This window comes from Burkholderia sp. MSMB1826 (assembly GCF_001526325.1).
In the GTDB taxonomy this organism is placed as follows: Bacteria; Pseudomonadota; Gammaproteobacteria; order Burkholderiales; family Burkholderiaceae; genus Burkholderia.
In genome coordinates this window covers 825,748-845,106 of the sequence record NZ_LOYN01000010.1, presented here as the reverse complement: position 1 = coordinate 845,106, position 19,359 = coordinate 825,748, and the positions used below count along the sequence as shown (strand labels likewise).

At 67.9% G+C, this 19,359-nt stretch carries 16 protein-coding genes; 5 read left to right on the top strand and 11 right to left on the bottom strand.

Features of this window, described 5'->3' with window-relative positions:
• Positions 1-87: 87 nt before the first annotated feature.
• Complete coding sequence (locus WS95_RS05720) at positions 88-2,268, bottom strand: ornithine decarboxylase (protein ID WP_059783935.1); 2,181 nt, start codon at positions 2,266-2,268, stop codon at positions 88-90.
• 507 nt (positions 2,269-2,775) lie between these two features.
• Between WS95_RS05720 and WS95_RS05715 the strand changes: the two genes are divergently transcribed.
• Both WS95_RS05715 and potE read left to right on the top strand, forming a co-directional pair.
• Positions 2,776-5,076, top strand: coding sequence for an Orn/Lys/Arg decarboxylase N-terminal domain-containing protein (locus tag WS95_RS05715; RefSeq protein ID WP_059822727.1), 2,301 nt, complete (start codon positions 2,776-2,778; stop codon positions 5,074-5,076).
• A 61-nt stretch (positions 5,077-5,137) separates the two neighbouring features.
• Positions 5,138-6,523: a putrescine-ornithine antiporter gene (gene potE, locus WS95_RS05710; protein ID WP_034205129.1), complete on the top strand. Its 1,386-nt coding sequence runs from the start codon at positions 5,138-5,140 to the stop codon at positions 6,521-6,523.
• Between the two features lie 3 nt (positions 6,524-6,526).
• On the opposite strand, the gene WS95_RS05705 is transcribed toward potE, so the two are convergent.
• On the bottom strand, positions 6,527-7,435 hold the full coding sequence (locus tag WS95_RS05705; RefSeq protein WP_059822725.1) for a LysR family transcriptional regulator: 909 nt from the start codon (positions 7,433-7,435) through the stop codon (positions 6,527-6,529).
• Positions 7,436-7,631: 196 nt separating this feature from the next.
• Between WS95_RS05705 and WS95_RS05700 the strand changes: the two genes are divergently transcribed.
• The gene (locus WS95_RS05700) at positions 7,632-8,216 is read left to right on the top strand and encodes a putative glycolipid-binding domain-containing protein (protein WP_059822724.1); all 585 of its coding nucleotides are present in this window, start codon (positions 7,632-7,634) and stop codon (positions 8,214-8,216) included.
• A gap of 39 nt (positions 8,217-8,255) precedes the next feature.
• Here WS95_RS05700 and WS95_RS05695 read toward each other — a convergent pair whose 3' ends face one another.
• Together WS95_RS05695 and WS95_RS05690 are read right to left on the bottom strand one after the other, a co-directional pair.
• On the bottom strand, positions 8,256-9,248 hold the full coding sequence (locus tag WS95_RS05695) for a sulfonate ABC transporter substrate-binding protein (protein WP_059822721.1): 993 nt from the start codon (positions 9,246-9,248) through the stop codon (positions 8,256-8,258).
• A gap of 184 nt (positions 9,249-9,432) precedes the next feature.
• On the bottom strand, positions 9,433-9,840 hold the full coding sequence (locus WS95_RS05690) for a DUF427 domain-containing protein (protein ID WP_034205125.1): 408 nt from the start codon (positions 9,838-9,840) through the stop codon (positions 9,433-9,435).
• Positions 9,841-10,212: 372 nt separating this feature from the next.
• On the opposite strand from WS95_RS05690, the gene WS95_RS05685 reads away from it, so the two are divergent.
• The gene (locus WS95_RS05685; RefSeq protein WP_059822719.1) at positions 10,213-11,874 is read left to right on the top strand and encodes an ABC transporter substrate-binding protein; all 1,662 of its coding nucleotides are present in this window, start codon (positions 10,213-10,215) and stop codon (positions 11,872-11,874) included.
• Between the two features lie 118 nt (positions 11,875-11,992).
• Here the strand turns inward: WS95_RS05685 and WS95_RS05680 are convergent, their stop codons facing one another.
• The 6 genes from WS95_RS05680 to WS95_RS05655 form a co-directional block, all read right to left on the bottom strand.
• Positions 11,993-12,979 (bottom strand): ABC transporter substrate-binding protein, encoded by a 987-nt coding sequence (locus WS95_RS05680; RefSeq protein WP_059822717.1) that lies wholly within the window; start codon positions 12,977-12,979, stop codon positions 11,993-11,995.
• Between the two features lie 131 nt (positions 12,980-13,110).
• Positions 13,111-13,542 (bottom strand): DUF1090 family protein, encoded by a 432-nt coding sequence (locus WS95_RS05675; protein ID WP_059822715.1) that lies wholly within the window; start codon positions 13,540-13,542, stop codon positions 13,111-13,113.
• A gap of 164 nt (positions 13,543-13,706) precedes the next feature.
• The gene (locus WS95_RS05670) at positions 13,707-14,882 is read right to left on the bottom strand and encodes a LysR family transcriptional regulator (RefSeq protein WP_059822713.1); all 1,176 of its coding nucleotides are present in this window, start codon (positions 14,880-14,882) and stop codon (positions 13,707-13,709) included.
• Positions 14,883-14,943: 61 nt separating this feature from the next.
• Positions 14,944-15,672, bottom strand: a complete 729-nt coding sequence (locus WS95_RS05665; protein ID WP_059822711.1) for an aspartate/glutamate racemase family protein — start codon at positions 15,670-15,672, stop codon at positions 14,944-14,946.
• Positions 15,673-15,694: 22 nt separating this feature from the next.
• A complete protein-coding gene (locus tag WS95_RS05660; protein WP_059822709.1) occupies positions 15,695-17,245 on the bottom strand; it encodes an NCS1 family nucleobase:cation symporter-1 in 1,551 nt (516 codons plus the stop codon).
• Between the two features lie 252 nt (positions 17,246-17,497).
• Positions 17,498-17,749 (bottom strand): hypothetical protein, encoded by a 252-nt coding sequence (locus WS95_RS05655; RefSeq protein ID WP_230624801.1) that lies wholly within the window; start codon positions 17,747-17,749, stop codon positions 17,498-17,500.
• A gap of 188 nt (positions 17,750-17,937) precedes the next feature.
• On the opposite strand from WS95_RS05655, the gene WS95_RS05650 reads away from it, so the two are divergent.
• Positions 17,938-18,489 carry a DUF3005 domain-containing protein gene (locus tag WS95_RS05650; RefSeq protein WP_059822706.1) on the top strand — a complete coding sequence of 184 codons (552 nt, stop codon included), beginning with the start codon at positions 17,938-17,940 and terminating at the stop codon, positions 18,487-18,489.
• Between the two features lie 67 nt (positions 18,490-18,556).
• Here WS95_RS05650 and WS95_RS05645 read toward each other — a convergent pair whose 3' ends face one another.
• Positions 18,557-19,318, bottom strand: a complete 762-nt coding sequence (locus WS95_RS05645) for a DUF4397 domain-containing protein (RefSeq protein WP_034205117.1) — start codon at positions 19,316-19,318, stop codon at positions 18,557-18,559.
• Positions 19,319-19,359 lie beyond the last annotated feature (41 nt).

Here is a 19,359-nt window from a genome sequence, read left to right as displayed (position 1 = left end):
TCACGGGGCACACGCGGCCTGCCGTGCGGGCCGTGCTGCGGCATGCGCATGCCGGCGCACCGGCCGCGCGTCCGCAGCCCTCCGTCCTTACAGGCGCGACGCGTCCGCGCCGGCCGCGACCACGTACGCCGAGGCCTGCCTGGTGCCGTCCGGCTTCGTCTGCAGGTACACGCCCTGGATTTCCGGCTCGAAGCCCGGCAGCGCGTTGATCCCGGCTTCGAGCGCGCGGAAGTAGTCGAGCGCCGGGCCGCCCCACACTTCACCCGGCACCACGCAGAAGATACCGGGCGGATAGGGCAGTGCGCCTTCGGTCGCGATCCGGCCTGCGATGCGGTCGAGCGTGACGAGTTCGACGTTGTTGCGGATCAGCTCGGCATTCGCGGCCTGCGGCAGCATCGCCTGCTTCGGGAACTGCGCGCGCCGGAACATCTGCTTCTGCAGATGCTTCATGTCGTGGCTGCGGTAGAAATCGTGCATGCGCTGGCACAGCTGCCGCAGGCGCATGGTGCCGTACAGCTCCGGATATGCTTCGCACAGCGATGGAATCGCTTCGCGCAGCGGCGTGTCCTGGTCGAGATGACGCTCGAATTGCGCGAGGTGCGCGACCAGATGCTGCAGCTTGCCGAAACTCTCCGACGGCGTGAGCAGGAACAGGATCGTGTACAGGTCGGCTTTCTCGGGCACGACGCCGTGCTCGCGCAGATAGCGCGCGAGAATCGGCGCCGGTGCGCCGAACGGCGCGTATTCGTGCGTATCGCGATCGATGCCGGGCGTGGTCAGCAGCAGCTTGCACGGATCGACGAAATACTGGTCGTCCGCATAGCCTTCGAAGCCGTGCCACGCGTCGGCCGGATGGAAGCGGAAGAAGCGCAGGTCGTCGACGATCTGCTCGGTCGGGTAATCGGCCCACGGGCGGCCGTCGATCTGCTGCGGGACGAACGGGCGGATCTGGCGGCAGGTTTTCAGCAGCAGCTTGCGTGCATCGACGCCATGTGCGACGCAGTCGCGCCACAGGCGCTTGCCGGCCGGGCCCGCGTGCATCTGCGCGTTGACGTCGAGCGCCGCGAACATCGGGTAGAACGGGCTCGTCGACGCGTGGATCATGTACGCGTTGTTGAAGCGCCGATGATCGCAGAAGCGCTTCTGGCCTTCGATGTGACTGTCCTTCTTGTGGATCTGCGACGTCTGCGAGAAGCCGGCCTGCTGCTTGTGCACCGACTGCGTGACGAAGATGCCGGGATCGTCGGGGCCGAGCGTCAGCATCAGCGGCGAGCAGTCCTGCATCATCGGGATGAACTGCTCGTAGCCGACCCACGCCGAATCGAACAGGATGTAGTCGCACAGATGGCCGATCCGGTCGACGATTTCGCGCGCGTTGTAGATCGTGCCGTCGTAGGTGCCGAGCTGGATCACCGCGAGCCGGAACGGGCGCGGCAGGTCGGCGCGCTCGGGCGCGACGTCGCGGATCGCGTCGCGAATGCGCGCCTCGCCGAGCGCCGCGCTGTCGACGCCGCCGATGAGGCCCCACGCGTTGCGCGCGGTCTCGAGATAGACCGGCCGCGCGCCGGACAGCACGAGCGCGCCGAGGTGCACCGACTTGTGGTTGTTGCGGTCGAACAGCACGAGATCGTCGGGCGCGAGCAGCGCGCTCGTGACGACCTTGTTCGACGTCGACGTGCCGTTCAGCACGAAGTAGGTCTTGTCCGCGTTGTAGATGCGTGCGGCGTTGCGCTGCGCCTCCAGCGCGGGCCCTTCGTGGATCAGCAGGTCGCCGAGCCGGACGTCCGCGTTGCAGAGATCGGCGCGAAAGAGGGTTTCGCCGAAGAAATCGAAGAACATCCGGCCGAGCGGATGATTCGAAAAGAACTGGCCGCCCTGGTGGCCCGGGCAGTCGAATTCGACGTAGCCACGCTGCACGTATTCGCGCATGACCTTGAAGAAAGGCGGCAGCAGGTTCTCGCTGTAGATGTCGGCGGCGGCGGAAATCTGCCGGCCGTAGTAATGGCGGCCGCCGTGCCGAAGCTGGATCACGCCGCTCGCGCGCGGCAGGACCGACGGCGGCACTTCCTGGTCGGGCTCGACCGCGACGAAGAACGGAATCGCGAAACCGGTTCTTTCGACGGTTTTCAGCACCTTTTCCGCGGAATCGATTCCGACGACGATTGCCGCGATATTCGTGAAATCGGTCTGAAATACGTCGACCTGTTCGTGCGTGGTGAGGAAGGCGCCGATCAGCGCCGGCTCGACTGCGATTTTCAACAGGCTCACGCGAACTCTCCGGTAAATGACCTGAAAACGGGAGCCGCATTCATATCGGCGCGCAATCCAGGCCCGACACGCGCTGCAGCCGATCGAAACGGTCCCGCGAATGCTGAATGCCGAATGCGCACTGCACCAGAAGCCTTGCGCGGCGCGGCGCCGCCGCGATCGGGCCGGGTCCGGCGCAGCCGATCGTAGCAACAAAATCCCGCGAATTCAATCGAACCGAATCGGCAATGTCATTGCGGCATGAGCATGATCAAACAATCCGGAATTGGCATGCTGCGGTGCACATAAAAATGATCCAATGATGAAATCCGATTTGAAAGGCGCCGATGGTTTTACCGAATCGTCAGCTTTTCAGAGAAAAGCATCTATGGCATAGTCGGCTCCGAATTGGATGGCGAATCAAGCCGGAATTGCGAGCGTCTCATGCCGCTGCCCGTGGCCTGCTGTCCGCGTGCTCGTGAGACGAACGATACCAATCGAAGCAACGCAACAGCGAGGGTCAACATCATGAATACTTCTGTCGGCGGCATTCGTCGTCTGGGCATGCGTGCGCTACTGGTCGACGACGAAATCGCGCAGGAAACCGCAACCGGGCGCGCGGTCCGCACGCTGAGCGCGGAGCTCGCGCAACGCGGTATCGACGTGTTGACGGCCACGTCCGCCGACGATGCCATCGTGCTGATCCGCTCCGATCCGTCGATCCAGTGCGTGCTGCTCGACTGGGATCTCGGCGTGGACGGCCACGGGCCGTCCGAGGCCGTGGTCGACGCGATCCGGCATCGCAACGGCAGCGTGCCGATCTTCCTGCTGGCCGACCGCAGCGTCGCGTCGTCGGTACCGGCCGCGGTGATGGGCAAGGTCGACGATTTCGTGTGGCTGCTCGAGGACACGGCCGACTTCATCGGCGGGCGCATTCACGCGTCGATCGAACGCTATCGCTCGACCGTCCTGCCGCCGATGTTCGGCGCGCTCGCGAAGTTCTCGCGCGTCTACGAATACTCGTGGCATACGCCCGGTCACACCGGCGGCACCGGCTTCCTGAAATCGCCGGTCGGCCGCGCGTTCTTCGAATACTTCGGCGAATCGCTGTTCCGCTCGGACCTGTCGATCTCGGTGGGCGAACTCGGCTCGCTGCTCGACCACTCGGGCCCGATCGGCGAAAGCGAGCGCTACGCGGCGCGCGTGTTCGGCGCGCATCGCACGTATCACGTGACGAACGGCTCGTCGACGTCGAACCGCATCATCCTGATGGCGAGCGTGAGCCGCGACCAGATCGCGCTGTGCGATCGCAATTGCCACAAGTCGGCCGAGCATGCGATGACGATGTCGGGCGCGATTCCGACGTACCTCGTGCCGACGCGTAACCGCTACGGGATCATCGGGCCGATCGCCGCGGAGCGCCTCACGCAGACGGCCATCCGCGAGGCGATCGCGTCGAACCCGCTCGCGGCCGGGCTGGCGGATCGCCAGCCGAAGCACGCGATCGTCACGAACTCGACGTACGACGGCCTCTGCTACAACGTGACGCGTGTCGAGGAGCTGCTCGGCGCGAGCGTCGACCGGCTGCACTTCGACGAGGCGTGGTACGGCTACGCGCGTTTCAATCCGATTTACCGCGACCGTCATGCAATGCACGGCGACCCGCGCGACCATCATGCGGACCGGCCCACGGTGTTCGCGACGCAGTCGACGCACAAGCTGCTGACCGCGCTGTCGCAGGCGTCGTACATCCACGTGCGCGACGGCCGCAGCCCGATCCCGCACGGTCAGTTCAACGAAACGTTCATGATGCATGCGTCGACGTCGCCGAACTACGCGATCATCGCGTCGAACGACGTCGCGGCCGCGATGATGGACGGCCCCGGCGGCGCCGCGCTGACGCGCGAGTCGATCGAGGAGGCGGTCGCGTTCCGGCAGATGATCGCGCGGATGAACGGCGAATTCGGCGCGAAGGGCGACTGGTTCTTCGAGTGCTGGCAGCCCGACACCGTGCTGGAGGCGCGCACGGGCCGCACGCTGCCGTTCCACGATGCGCCGCCCGAGTTGCTCGCGAGCGACCCGGCGTGCTGGGTGCTGCGCCCGGGCGCGCAATGGCACGGCTTCGGCAACGTCGAGGACGGCTACTGCATGCTCGATCCGATCAAGGTGTCGATCGTCACGCCGGGCGTCGCGCCGGCCGGCGGGCTGATGCCGGTCGGCATTCCGGCGAGCGTCGTCACCGCGTATCTCGATGCGCGCGGCATCGTCGTCGAGAAGACGACCGATTTCACGATCCTGTTCCTGTTCTCGATCGGCATCACGAAGGGCAAGTGGGGTTCGCTCGTCAGCGCGCTGTGCGATTTCAAGCGCGACTACGACGCGAACCTGCCGCTCGACATGGCGATTCCGTCGCTCGCGAAGGCGCATGGCTCGCGCTATGCGGGCATGGGGCTGAAGGACCTGGCCGACACGATGTTCGCGGCGATGGAGCAGCTCGGCACGACGCGCCTGATGTCGGAGGCGTTCTCGATCCTGCCGAAGCCGGAGCTGAGCCCGGTGCGCGCGTACGAGCATCTCGTGCAGGGCCGCATCGAGCAGGTGACGCTCGACGAGCTGGCCGGGCGCACGGTGGCCACCGGCGTCGTGCCGTATCCGCCGGGTATCCCGCTGCTGATGCCGGGCGAGAACGCGGGGCCGGCCGGCGGCCCGGTGCTCGGCTACCTGAAGGCGCTCGAAGCGTACGACCGGCGGTTCCCGGGGTTCGCGCACGACACGCACGGCGTGGAGGTCGAGGACGGCACGTGCCGCGTGTATTGCCTGACGGCCTGAAGCCCGACCGGGCGTACGAGCGACCGGCCGCGCCGCGGCCTCACATCGAAGGATCGACACCATGGAAAACGCAGCGCGCATGTCCGACGCGGCCCCGGCGGCCGCGCCGAAAAACCGGATGAACGTCTGGCAGCTCACCATCCTCACGGCGGTCAACATGATGGGCTCCGGCATCATCCTGCTGCCGTCGAAGCTCGCGCAGGTCGGCACGATCTCGCTGCTGTCGTGGATCGTCACGGCCGGCGGCTCGCTCGCGCTGGCCTATGCGTTCGCGCGCTGCGGGATGCTGAGCCGCAAGCCGGGCGGAATGGGCGGCTACGCGGAGTACGCGTTCGGCAAGGCCGGCAACTACATGGCGAACTACACGTACGGGCTGTCGCTCGTGATCGCCAACGTCGCGATCGGCGTCACGGCGGTCGGCTACGGTACCGTGCTGTTCGACGCGACGTTGTCGCCGCTGCAGACCGGCCTGTGGACGATCTTCCTGCTCGTGCTGACGACGGTCGCGAACTTCGGCGGCTCGCGCATCACCGGCCGGATCGGCGCGGTGACGGTGTGGGGCGTGATCATTCCGGTCGTCGTCGTGTCGCTGATCGGCTGGTTCTGGTTCAGCGGCGCGACCTGGGGCGCGGCGTGGAATCCGCACGGCATGCCGTTCGGGCCGGCGGTCGGCAGCTCGATCGCGGTGACGCTGTGGGCGTTCCTCGGGCTCGAATCCGCGTGCGCGAACTCGGACGCCGTGGAGAATCCGGAGCGCAACGTGCCGATCGCCGTGCTCGGCGGCACGATCGCGTCGGCGCTCTTCTACATCGTGTCGACCAACGTGATCGCGGGCATCGTGCCCAACGCGATCCTCGCGAAGTCGAATGCGCCGTTCGGCATCGCGTTCGCGACGATGTTCACGCCGACCGTCGGCACGATCGTCACCGCGCTGATGGTGATTGCGTGCATCGGCTCGCTGCTCGGCTGGCAGTTCACGGTGGCGCAGGTGTTCAAGAGCTCGGCGGACGTCGGCTATTTCCTGCCGGTGTTCGCACGCGCGACGCGCACCGGCACGCCGATCGTGGGCATGGTGATCCTGCTGGTCGCACAGGTCGCGCTGGCGCTGATGACGATCAGCCCGGAGCTGAGCAGCCAGTTCCAGAAGATCGTCGATCTCGCGGTCGTCACGAACCTCGTGCCGTACGTGATGTCGATGGCCGCGCTGATCACGATCCAGAAGGTCGCGAAGGTGCCGCCGGGCAAGGCGCTGGTGACGAACGTGATCGCGATGATCGCGACCGCGTACAGTTTCTATGCGCTGTTCAGCTCGGGCGAGCAGGCGCTGATGCTCGGCGGCCTGTGCGTGTTCCTCGGCTGGACGCTGTTCGGCTTCGTCAGCGCGCGCTTCTACCAGATGGAAGTCGATGCGCACGTGAAGGAGCCGGGGAAGTCGCTGCAGGCGTGACGGCTACCGGTCGTGCTTCATCAGTAACGGCGGAAGCGCCTTTTTCAGCAGATCGACGACGGCGCGCACGCGCGGCGGCAGCGGCCGCTGCGCGTGCACCAGCACGTTGAGCGCGAATTCGGGGATGTCGTAGTGCGGCAGCAGGCGGACGAGCCGGCCCTGCGCGAGCGCATCGGCGCACGCCGGGTACTGAACCACGCCGATGCCGCCGCCCGCCGCGATCGTGTCGAACATCGGGCGCCAGTGGCTGGTGGTCATGACCGTCCGGATGCGCGCGTATTCGACCGCGCTGCCGCCGCACTGAAGCGGCACCTGTTCGTTCGCGAATACGCCTTTCACGCGGATGAACGGATGGTTCGCGAGATCGGCCTTCGTGTCGAGCGGGCCGTGCCGGTCGAGATACGACGGCGCGGCGACGAGCACGCGGCCGACCGCGCCGAGCGCGTAGGCGACGAACCCGCCGTCGCCGAGCTGGCCGACCCGGATCGAAATGTCGACGCCCTCGGTGACCGGATCGACGATATCGTCGTTCAGCACCAGGTCGATGTGCAGTTTCGGAAATGCGGTGCGGATCTGCATCAGCACGCCCGGCATCACGACCTCGCCGAAACATTGCGGCGCCGCGAGCCGGATCGAGCCGTCGAGCGCATTCTCCGTCTTCGAGACCGATGCAACGGCCAGTTCGGCCGCTTCGAGCAGCGCCTTGCTGTGCTCGTAGAAGATGCGGCCTTCCTCCGTGCACGCGAGGGTGCGCGCACTGCGCATCAGCAGCCGCGTGCCGAGATGCTTTTCGAGTTTCTCGATGCGCTCGCTGACGGCCGGTTGGCCCATGTCGAGATCCCGCGCCGCGCCGGACATCGTGCCGCGCTCCACGACCCTGACGTAGATGCGCATCGTCGCCAACAAATCCATGAAGTCGCGCCTTTTGTCTTCCGGTCCGATTTTTACCGATCGACGGATGGTACCAAAGCGGCGGAAGGGCGACGTGTGCGTCGTGCCGATACTGACTATCGGCCGGAGGGCGACCCGCGCCGTCGAAGCCGCGTGCGTTCATCCGCGCCGTGAGCGAAAATCGGTTTCCTTGCGCGCGACCGACAGGAGACCCGACATGACGCAACGTAGCGAAGCGCCACGGACGCACTGCGTCGCATGGCAGATCGTGCAGACGTGGCAAGCGGCGGAATGGTGCCGGCTCGACGAGTCGCAAACGGGCATCGCGCTGTCGGGGGCGGTGGCGGGCGCGATCGACGGTGCGCCGTTTCGCATCGATTACGCGATCGCATGCGGGACCGACTGGCTCACGCGCTCGGCGCGCGTGACGCGATGGGCCGGTACGGCGCCGCCACGACAATGGGACATTGCCTGCGATGCCGGGCAGTGGACGATCGACGGCGTCGCTGCGCCGTTGCTTGCGGGCGCAACCGATATCGATCTCGGCTTCAGTCCGTCGACCAATACGCTGCCGATCCGGCGGCTGGCGCTTGCCGTCGGCGAGTCGGCCGCGATTCGCACCGCGTGGCTGAGGTTTCCGGATGTCGACATCGTGCGCGGCGAGCAGCGCTATACGCGCACCGCGCCGCACGTGTATCGCTACGAGAGCAGCACGTATGCGGCCGATATCGCGATCGACGACGCAGGCCTCGTCACCGACTACGACGAATGGCGACGCATCGGCGCGACGCCTGCGCCGTGACGCGCCGCATCGCGAATCGCGCGCCTGCACCGTGACGCTTCAACGCGCGCTCGCCACCGACAGCTTGCCCGGGATCAGCTTCAGCGTGCTGAACGCGTCGGCGATGCTCTGCTGGTACGCGACCGTCGCATCGGTGATCGGCTGCACGCCGTAGCCGGCGCGCTTGAGCGCGACTTCGAGCGTCGGCGCGTCGAGGCCGACGAGCGGCGACAGTTGCGCGGCCACTTCGGGCACGTGATCGCGCGCCCAGCGATCGACCGCGTCGACTTCGTCGAGCAGCGCGCGCACCACCTGCGGGTGCGCGGCCGCGTACTTGCGCGCCGCGAGGTAGTACTGCGTGTTGCGCACGAGCCCGTCGCCGTTCGCGATCGCGCGGGCGCCGAGCTGCCGTTCGGCGGCGGCCAGATACGGATCCCAGATCACCCACGCATCGACGCTGCGCTGCACGAACGCGGCGCGCGCGTCGGCCGGCGTCAGGTAGATCGGCTGGATGTCGGCATACGTGAGGCCCGCATGCTCGAGCGCCTTCACGAGCAGATAGTGGACGTTCGAGCCCTTGTTGAACGCGACCTTCTTGCCGCGCAGTTGCGCGACGGTGCGGATCGGCGAATCCGGCAGCACGACGATCGCCTCGCCCTGCGGCGCGGGCGGCTCGTTGCCGATGTAGACGAAATCGACGCCGCCGGCCTGCGCGAAGATCGGCGGGGTTTCGCCCACCGTGCCGACGTCGATCGCGCCGGCGTTCAGCCCTTCGAGCAGTTGCGGGCCAGCCGGGAATTCGAGCCATTGCACGGTGACGCCCTGGCTCGCGAGACGCTTCTCGAGCGTGCCGCGCGCCTTGAGCACGACGAAGTTGCCGTATTTCTGGAAGCCGATGCGCAATCGCGTGCCGCCGGCGTCGGCGCGTGCGGGCGCGGCCGCGAGCGGCCCGAGCGCGAGTCCGGCCAGCCCGACGGCCGCGCCGTGCAGCCATCGGCGGCGGTGCAGGTTCGCCGGGGTCGTTTCAAGGTCTGCGTGCGGTGTGTCGTTCATCGAGGCGTCCTGCTGGCGGGTTCACGGGGCGCGCGGGCATGGCGCGATCGGCACGGGACGCGGCCGGCCCGCGCCGGACTCGAGACGATACGACCATGCGGGACGGCGGCCAACCAATGAATCCGCATATGCAAATCAGCCGCCGGACGATACGTGAACGGCGACGCGGCAGGGCGCCGCGCGCTCAGGCGGTGACGAGCAGGCTTTCCTCGATCGAATCGACGCGGTCCGGATAGAACGCGAGGTGCCCGCGAATCGATTCGACTGCCGGATTCGGATGCTCGTACGTCCACACCGCATTGGTCGCGCGTTCGCCGCCGGCCGGAATCGAGTAGTACGCGCAATCGCCCTTGTACGGGCAGTAGGTCGCGTGATCGGTGCGTTCGAGCAGCGACATGTCGGCATCCTCGCGCGGAATGTACAGCACCGCCGGATAGCTGGCCTCGCGCAGCACCAGTGCATGGCGCGTATCGGCGACGACCTTGCCGGCGACCTTCACGACCACGCGCGACGAGTGCGGTTCGATCAGGATCGGATGATCGGGGCCCGGCGATTTCACGGGACGAGACGGCGTATCGGGGTTGAGCGACATGCGTGGGTCCTCCAGGAACGGGCGGCGCACCCGCGGGCGCGCCGTGCCGGCATGCGTGCGCCGGCGGATTCCCGCGCATCGGTGCCGGCGTTGGCCAACCGATACGATGCGCCAATTCCGCGGAACCTGCAGGGGGCCGGAAGGATGTCCGCAACCGTGAGCGAACGGCGCTGCGTCATGACGCAGCGCCGGGCGTCGCGGCGGTGTTCCGCGAGCATGTCCACGGCGCTCGCATGGACATTCCCATGCAGGGGCAGCGGGATGCATCCGCGACGATAAGCAACGCGGAATTAATTGGTAAGCGATCGGCGGGATGCGCGCGAAGATCGACGGTCGTCATTCGCATGGCACTTCTTGCTTGCCTCTCTCACCATGAAGAATCCTTTCGTTTCGTCAGCCGCGCGCCGTACGCGCGGCGTATCGCATGCCGGCGCCGCGCTGCGCTGCATGGCCGCGTCGCTGCTGCTGGCCGGCGCCGTGCCGCACGCACTCGCGGCCCCCGCGGGCAAGACACTCGTGTACTGCTCCGAAGGCAGCCCGGCCGGCTTCGATCCCGGTCAGCATACGACGAGCACCGATTTCGATGCGAGCACGTACACGATCTACAACGGGCTCGTGCAATTCAAGCGCGGCACGCTCGATCTCGTCCCGTCGCTGGCGACGAGCTGGGACGTGTCGCCCGATCAGCGCACGATCACGTTCCACCTGCGGCGCGGCGTGAAATTCCAGACGACCGCGTGGTTCAAGCCGACTCGGCCGTTCCAGGCCGACGACGTCGTGTTCACGTTCCGCCGGATGCTCGACCCGAACGATCCGTTTCGCCAGGCCTATCCGGTCAGCTTCCCGTATTTCAGCGATCTCGGCTTCGACCGCAACATCGAGCGCATCGAGAAGGTCGACGACTATACGGTGCGCTTCGTGCTGAAGTCGCCCGACGTCGTCTTCGTGCGCAATCTCGCGATGGCGTTCGCGTCGGTGCTGTCGGCCGAATATGCGTCGCAGCTCGCCGCGCGCCATCGCGAGTCGGACATCAACCAGTTCCCGGTCGGCACGGGGCCGTTCCTGCTGCGCACGTACCAGAAGGACGCGCTGATCCGCTACGACGCGAATCCCGACTACTGGAAACCGGACGACGTGAAGCTCGCGCGCCTCGTGTTCGCGATCACGCCCGATCCGGCCGCGCGGTTGCAGAAGCTCGTGGCCGGCGAGTGCCAGGTGTCGGTGTTTCCGCGGCCGGCCGATCTCGAGACGGTGCGGCGCGACCCGAAGCTGACGGTGTTCTCGGGGACGGGCTTCAACGTCGGCTTCGTCGCGTACAACACGCAGCATCCGCCGCTCGATCGCGTCGACGTGCGGCGCGCGCTCGACATCGCGATCGACAAGGCGGCGATCATCAAGACCGTGTTCAACGGCGACGCGACGATCGCGACGAACCCGATGCCGCCCGCGCAATGGTCGTACAACCCGCGCCTGAAGGACGCGCCGCGCGATCCGGCGGCCGCGAAGGCGCTGCTCGCGCAGGCCGGCTTTCCGAACGGCTTCGACCTGACGCTGTGGGCGATGCCCGTGCAGCGCCCGTACAACCCGAATGCCCAGCTGATGGCGCAACTGATCCAGCAGGACTGGGCGAAGATCGGCGTGCGCGCGAAGATCGTCAGCTACGAATGGGGCGAATACAACCGCCGCGCGAAACACGACGGGCAGCACGACGCGATCCTGTACGGCTGGTCGGGCGACAACGGCGACCCCGACAACTGGCTCGGCACGCTGCTCGGCTGCGAGGCGGTGCACGGCAGCAATCTCGCGAAGTGGTGCAACAAGGACTTCGAGCAACTCGTGACGGCGGCGCGTTCGAACGCGGATGTCGCGAAGCGCACGGCGCTGTACGAGCAGGCGCAGGTGGTGTTCAAGGACCAGGTGCCGTTCACGCCGATCGCGACGTCGATCGTGTCGCTGCCGATTTCCAGGCGCGTACATGGGCTGACGTTCTCGCCGCTCGGCGGACACCGGTTCGACGGCGTGTGGCTCGATTGAGGGAGATGTCGACGGACGCGAGATGCGCGGTCGCACGGTCGACGTTCGCCGACGACGTACCGGATCTCGACACGGCGCGGCCGCGCTGAACGCGCGCCCGCGCTCCGCGTGCCACTACTCAGGACGCTACGTTCCGGATGGCGATCGACGCGACGTCGACGCGGCGCGGCAGGATCGCGTCCGCCGCCGCGCGATCGGCGACGCGTTGCAGTACGTCGATGTCGGCGTCGCTGAGGCTGCGCTGCGCGAGCGCGGCCCGCCGTGCGATATCGGCGGCCGCGTCGGGCGGCAGGCGCGTGAGCGACGCATAGACGCTCGCGTAGTCGGCCGGGTGCGCGAGCGCCCATTGGCCCGCGCGGGCGAGCCGCGCGAGCACGTCCGCGAGCGCCGCGCGCTTGCCGCGATCGTCGAGGGTTTCGACCGGCGACGTGAGGAACGCGAGCCCCGAATTGATGCCGCTGCCGTCGCGGACGATGCGCGCGCCGCGTCGCACCGCATGCCCGTAGTACGGATCGAACGTGGCCCAGATGCCGATCCGCTTCGCCTCGAACGCGGCGAACGCGTCGACCGGCAGCACGAAGCGCACGTCGACGTCGCGCGGCGCGAGCCCGTGTTCGCGCAGCGCGCCGTACAACTGGTATTGCGAGATGCTGCCGCGCGCGGACGACACGACGACCGTTTGCCCTTTCAGGTCGGCCACCGTGCGCACCGGCGAGTCGGGCTGCACGACGATGCCGAGCGACGTCGGCGAGCCGACGCGCGTCGCGACGATCCGCAACGACGGATCGCCGAGCGCGGCCGTCAGGACGGGGAGGTCGCCGGCTGGCGCGAGATCGATCGCGCCCGCGCGCTGCGCTTCGAACAGCGGCGCGGCGCCCTGGAAGTTGGCCCAGCGGGACCGGTACGGCGTGCCGTCGAGCACGCGCGCCGCTTCGGCCAGCGCCCGCAGGCCGCCGGCCTGATCGCCGAGCACGAGCGTGACGCCCGACAGGTCGGCGCCGGCCGCGCGCGCGGGCAGCGCGAGGCCGCTCGCGAGCGGCGCGGCGGCGAGGGCGGCAAGGCGCTGCAGCGTGCGGCGGCGTGCCGTGGCGAAAGAGTGGGTCATCGGCGGCGTGTCCTCGGTTCGGTGATCCGCGCGCGGGCGGCGCGGCTGCCGGGCAGATTACGGAATCGGTTTCCGGCCGACAAACATCGAATCGTGAAATGCATATTCGCGCGGCACGCCGTTTCGATCCGTCAGCCTTTCAGCGCATCGCGATCGACCTGCGCGTCGTGCAGATCGCGCGTGGCGTTGCGCAGCTTCGCCTGCTTGTCGGCGAGCTTGCGTTGCGCGTTGTTCAGCTTCCTTGCATCGCCGAGCGCTTCGGCTTCGTGGACGCGCGCCTGTGCGTCGCGTACCTCGTCTTCCGCGTGACGCAGGTCGCGCGCCTTGTCGGTCAGCTTGCGTTCGGCGCGTGCGAGCTGACCGGCATCCGTGCAGTTGGCCATGATCCGTTCGAGCGCGGCCTGCTGGCGCATCGCCTGTTGCGTGTTGCCGAACCGTTTCGCGTTGTCGATCTGCGTGTGCAGCGCGCGGATGCGTGTCGAGCAGTCCTGAGTACCGGCGAATGCGCCGGCGCTCGCGAATAGCGCGACCGGGACGGCCAGCGCGACGAGTGTGTTCTTCATGCGGATTTCCTCGATTCGATAAAGCGGCTACGGGCGTTCGCGACGCGACGTCCGTCGGCATGCGTTCAATGCGTCATTCTGGCGAGTCGTCGCGGTGCGGGTAAATAGGACCGGTCTGACATGCGGCGTTCGAGCGCACGCTTGCCGCCTAGCTGCGGCGCCGGTCAGTGCGACTTCGTCGCGATGCGATGGATGCGTGCCGCCTGCGCGACGCGTGCCGGATGCGACGCATGGCAATGCGTGGCCGGTCCGCGGCGCGTGCGTCGGGCGGGCTCGGGCGGATCGGCGGCGGCCGGCGCGGTTGTCGGGATGTCCGTATCGGCCGCGGCAGCGGCGACCGCGGCGACCGCCGGCAGCATCGCCTCGGCGTCGAGCCACGCGCGCGTCGCTTCGGCGATCAGTCCGCGCAGCCACCGACCGCCTTCCGCGCACGATCCCGCTTCGTTCCACGTCATCCGGTACACGATGTCCGGCGGCTCGGCCGGCAGCGCGACCGCGGCGAGCGGCAGCAGCTTCGCGTAGTGCCGCGCGAGCCGGTACGTGGTGGTGAGGATCAGGTCGGTGCGCACGAGCGCATGCGCGGCGAGCTCGAAGTGCGGCAGCGTGACGGCGATGCGCCGCTGCAGGCCCACGCGTTCGAGCTGCCGGTCGATCGCGCCGGACGCTTCGAGCCACGACGGCGTCGGGCACAGCTGCGGCGCCGCCGCGAATCCGGCGGCCGTCATCGCGCCGCGCCGCGCGAGCGGATGCGTCGCGCGCATCAGGCACACGACGCGATCGTCGAACAGGTCGTCCTGCCGGAAGCGCGACCGGCGTGCGGGCCGGTTGTCGATCACGACGTCGAGTTCGCCGTCGGCCAGCGCGCGCTCGTCGTCGAATCCGTCGCCGAGCGGATGAAACACCAGTTGCGCGTTCGGCGCCCGCTCGCGAAACAGTGCGACGAGCTTCGGCACGAACAGCACGTTCAGGTAGTCGGGGCAGCCGATCCGGTAGGTGCGCACCGACGTGCGCGCGTCGAACGTCGGCTGCTGGATGCGGATGAAGTCGATCACGCGCAGCGCGTTGCGCAGCGGCTCGATCAGGCGCGCACCGAATTCGGTCGGCACCATCCCGTAGCGGCTGCGCACCAGCAGCGGGTCGCCGAGCAGCGTGCGCAGGCGCTTGAGCGCGGCGCTCGTCGCCGGCTGCGACATGTTCAGGCGCACGGCCGCACGCGACACGGTGCGCTCGGTCAGCAGCACGAGCAGGATGCGCATCAGCCGTGCATCGAGCACGTCGAGCGCACCCGCGGCGTCGGGCGCGTCGCGGGGCAGGGGCGGCCGGTCTAGCGGGTTCCGCATGCCGATACGCGTCCCGGCGAGACGGGGCGTGCGCGCCGCACGGTAACCGGCCGGCGGCCCGTCATTTCGCGAAGGTTCCCGGCCAGCCGACGATCCGCTTCGGGCGCGGCGGCGCGTACGTGCGGACCTTCGACGTCTTCAGCTTCAGTCGCACCAGCGACTCGGCGAGCGCGACCGCCGCCGACACGCCGTCGACCACCGGCACGCCCGTGCATTCCTCGATCTGCCGATCGAGGCCGGCCATTCCGCCGCAGCCGAGGCAGATCACTTCCGCGCGATCGTCCCGCACCGCGCGCTGCGCCTCGCCGACGATCGATTCGATCGCGCGGGCCGGGTTCTCCTCGAGCTCCAGCACCGCGAGGCCGCTCGCGCGCACCGACGCGCAGCGCGCATCGAGCCCGGCGAGCTTCAGGCGATCCTCGATCAGCGGCACCGTGCGGTCGAGCGTCGTGACGACCGAGTAGCGATGGCCGAGCAGCATCGCGACGCTGGCGGCCGCTTCGGTGATGTCGACGACGGGCACCGTCAGCAGTTCCTGCAGCCCTTCGCGGCCGTGTTCGCCGTAGCCGGCCTGGATCACCGCATCGTACGGTTCGTCGTAGTTCAACACGCGATCCATCACGGCGATCGCCGCGAGGTAGCTCTCGAAGTTGCCTTCGATCGACTCCGCGCCGAAGCGCGGCGTCAGCCCGACGATCTCCGTGCCGGGCGACGCGGCGGCCTGCGCCTGCGCGGCGATCGCGTCGGTGATCGACTCGGTCGTGTTGACGTTGACTACCAGGATCCTCATCGTGACTCCGTATGCGTGTGTGTCAGTGTTGCGCGCAGGCGACCGCGATGTGTTCGCCCGAGCGCGTTTCGTAGTGCCGTTTGCGATCGGCCAGCAGCCAGTACACGCCGCCCGCGATCGCGGCGCCGAGCAGCCACGAGAACGGCGTCATCGCGCTGAAGGCCGGCACGACGGCGAGCGTGATCGAGATCAGCGCGGACGGCACGAGCGCCGCGAGCGCCTTGCGGTTCACGCCGCGCGTGTAGAAGTAGGCGCCGCTCGGCGCTTCGGTATAGAGCTCGGGCACGTTCACGCGCTGCTTGCGCACGAGCCAGTAGTCGACCGTGATGATCCCGTACAGCGGGCCGAGCAGCGCACCGAGGCCGGACAGGAAATAGACGATCACGATCGGGCTGTTGTACAGGTTCCACGGCAGGATCAGCACGGCGATCGTCGCGCTGATCAGGCCCGCGCGGCGGAACGACAGGCGGTGCGGCGCGAGGCTCGTCAGCACGAAGGCCGGCGCGACGAAGTTCGCCATGATGTTCACGGCCACCGTCACGATCAGGAACGCCAGGCAGCCGAGCACGAGGAACGGCTTGTTCGGCACCGTCGCGATGATTTCGGTCGGGCTGTGGATGATGTGGCCGTTCAGCTCGAACTGCGCGCCGGCGAGCACGAAACTGATCGTCGCGAACACGAGGATGTTGACCGGCAGGCCCCAGAAATTGCCGACGCGCACGGTCTTCGCGCTCGGCGACGAACGCGCGAAATCGCAGAAGTTGAGCACCAGCGTGCCGTAGATCGCGAGCCACAGCGAGCCGCCCGCGAAGATTTCCGTCCACATCTTCAGGCCGGTCATCGGCTTGCCGATCGACATCGCGAGATGGCCGCCGGTGCGGCTGATCATCCATGCGGCGAGCGACAGCGTCGTGACGAGGATCACCGGACCGGCGAGCCCTTCGTACTTGCGGACCGTTTCCATCCCGTACGTGAGGATGCCGATCTGCACCAGCCAGATCGCGACGAACGTGATCCAGCCGAGCGTCGACAGCCCGCAGATCGCATTCCGGTCGAACGCGGCGAGGCCCGGCCAGATCGCGGTGAGCAGCACGCGCAGCACGACCGACGCGAGATAGGTCTGGATACCGAACCATGCGATCGCGATCACCGCGCGGATCATCGCGGGCAGCAGCGCGCCGTAGATGCCGAAGCTCATCCGGCTGATCACCGGGAACGGCACGCCGGTTTTCTGGCCCATGTAGCCGGTGAGGTTCATGAAGCAGTACACGAGCACCGCGCCGATCGCGAGCGACGCGAGCATCTGCCAGCCCGACAGGCCGAGCGCGAACAATCCGATCGCGAACGAGTAGTTCGCGATGTTGTGCACGTCGTTGGTCCATAGCGCGAAGATGCTGTAGCGGCCCCATGTGCGGCCTTCGGCCTTGGTCGGCGCGAGATCGGGATTGTGCAGCCGCGGGCTCAGCGCGGGATCGCGCGCGGCCGTGTCGTCTCGATGCGATGCGTCGTCCGCGCCGAGCCCGAGGCCCGTGCGGTGAATGGCTTCCAGTTGCACGCCGTTGTCTCCTTCCATGTGCGGGGCGCGAAACCGCGCCGCGGGTGTACGCAGCGCGGCCGGGCCGCCGTGGACGTTATGTCTCGGATTTGTTCGCGAGTATGGGCGGCCGCCCCGGCGATGGGAAATTAAATATTCGGCTGGGCGTCATTCGAAAAATGAATGCGACGCGCGCGGCCGCGGAGGCGCGGGAAGGCACGCAAATTGCGGGTCGATGGGTTCCATCCACATCGACATCAGCGGAGGTGTCATGCAGCGATATTCATTTCGTCACGTATCGCGAGCCGTCTTCGCCGGCATCCTGATCGCGGGCCTGGCGGCAGGCGCGGGTTGCCAGAAGAAGGGCGACAACGGCGCAGCCAGTTCCGACTCGGGCGCAGCGAGCGGCATGTCGGCCGCGCCTTCGACCGCGCCCTCGGGCATGCCGAGCAGCGGGGCGGCCGGCAGCAGCGGCGATACCGGTGCAAGCATGCCGGGCGCGGCTTCCGGGCCGGCCGGCGCGAGCGGCGGCGGCTGACGCACGGTCGGCGGTCGGGCGGGCGGCGCGCGAGCGTGCAGTCCGCCTGCGGGTGCCGTGCCGTCGGCACGCGCGCCGGATGGCGCGCGTGCGGAGCCGTGCGCATGAAAGATTTGCAAGGACCGTTGTAGCGATTTCCGGCCCGGCGGCGCTGGCGTGACGCTGGCGCCCGCAGGCCGGCCAAGGAGGTGCGATGCAGAACGCGGAATCGAACCCTACCCCGGAAAAGCAGCGGGAACAGATCGAGAAAAGCCCGGTGAAGACGCCGGCGGCCGGCGACATGCCCGACGCGGCGACCCAGGCCGCGCAGATCGCGCGGCGTCCGCTGACGCCGGAGGCGGTCGCCGGGAAAATGCCGACCGGCCTGCCGGCGATCGACGTCGACGCGCATGCGGTGGACAGCGGCGATCCGGTACGCCGTGCCGCCGGCCGGATCGTCACGCTCGACAACGCGAACATGGCGATGACCGACAACACGGTCGACGTCGACGGCAAGGGCATGGAGGCCCGCACCGGCGCGTCGGAACTGCAGGACAACGTGATCTATTCGAACGCGTCGCTCGACGAAGCGATCGATACGCCCGACGAAGGGCTCGGCGGGATCGAGAGCCGGCCGTCCGGCAACATGCCGCAGATCGCGACGCGGCCGGGCTGGCGCGTGCGCCATGTCGGCGACGTCGATATCGAGCACGGCGACGGGACGCGCGCCGAGCACGTGATCAGCCTCGAACGGTCCGACGACTGATCCCGGGATTCGACACCACGCGGCGGCCGTTGCATGTTGCACCGGCCGCCGCGACCGTTTCCGGCCCTTACTGCGGCCCCAGTTCCTGCGCGGACGTATCGGCGTCGTTGCCCTGCGCGACGAGCACGTGGATATCGTTCGGCGTCACGTCGCCGACCCCGCCCGACGGAATCGTCAGAAGCAGCCAGTCGGCGTTGTTGCCGATGCTGACCGGCGCGGTCTTCAGGATCGGCGACTTGCTGCCGGCCGTCGTGACGATCACCTGGTAGGTGCCGCCGTTCAGGTAGACCGAATCCTGCGTCGTTGCCGGCACGGCGTTCTGGTAGGCCGCGCCCGCCATCGTCGGGCTTTGCGTGGTGATGTCGGTGCCCGGCGGCACGACGTAGACGTCGACGTTCTGCGCATTCGGCGATGCGTTGAAGCTGCGCACGCGCGCCTTGTCCGACAGCAGTCCCTTGTCGTATGGATCGTCGATGACGGAGATCAGCGACGTCGTGCTCGGCAGCGCGATCGTCGTGTAGTGGTGACCGTTCGCCGCGCTGAACGATTGAGACGCGACGGTCGAGGTCGTGCCCGACACGTCGTAGCTCGCGGTCTGCGTGCCCGAATCGATGTCGTGATAGCGCGTCACGCCCTTGTATGCGACGCCCGACTGGTCGATCTTCGCGTTCAGGTAGTAGTCGAGGTTCGGGCCGGCCGGCACCGCGTTGATGAAGCGCGCCTGCGGCTTCGAGATGCCGAGTACGGTCCCGGCGTCGTCGCCGCCGCCGCATGCTGCGAGCACGGAAATGACCGAGCACAGGGCCACTATCGTTCGTATTGATTTCATGTCGTCCTCTCGTTCAGGAAACCTGCATTGCGATGCGGGAC